Here is a 612-nt window from a genome sequence, read left to right as displayed (position 1 = left end):
CCAGTTTCCTGACGTACAGATCCTGCATTTTGCCTTCTTCGGTCCGTTTATCGGCGCTCTGGCACGCTCTACCGGCGGGATGATTTCCGACCGTCTGGGCGGGACTCGCGTCACACTGGTGAACTTTATCCTGATGGCGGTTTTCTGTGCGTTGCTGTTCCTGACGCTGCCAACCAACGGCCAGGGCGGTAACTTTATCGCGTTCTTCGCGGTGTTCATGGGACTGTTCCTGACGGCCGGTCTGGGAAGTGCTTCTACCTTCCAGATGATCTCCGTGATCTTCCGTAAGCTGACCATGGATCGTGTGAAAGCGCAGGGCGGTACTGAAGAGCGCGCGATGCGTGAAGCCGCAACCGACACCGCAGCCGCACTGGGCTTTATCTCAGCGATTGGCGCGATCGGTGGCTTCTTTATCCCGAAATCATTCGGCATCTCTCTGGAGCTGACCGGCTCCCCGGCGGGTGCGATGAAAGTCTTCCTTATTTTCTATGTCGCCTGCGTGGTGATCACGTGGCTGGTATACGGCCGGAATACTAAGAAAAATAAGTAAGTTTGATTATCCGTTTACGCGGCCTCAGTGCCGCGTTTTTTTTATCCTGCATTTAGTTACAA

The 612-nt window shown here is 54.6% G+C and carries 1 pseudogene; it reads left to right on the top strand.

Going from position 1 to position 612, the window contains the following annotated elements:
- A pseudogene (locus K5E19_RS23420) lies at positions 1–550 on the top strand (nitrate/nitrite transporter); the annotation flags it as partial.
- Between the last annotated feature and the right edge of the window lie 62 nt (positions 551–612).

Source organism: Enterobacter sp. RIT637, assembly GCF_019718755.1.
In the GTDB taxonomy this organism is placed as follows: Bacteria; Pseudomonadota; Gammaproteobacteria; order Enterobacterales; family Enterobacteriaceae; genus Enterobacter.
The sequence above is the reverse complement of the archived record's forward strand: the minus strand, read 5'-3'. Positions and strand labels throughout refer to the sequence as shown.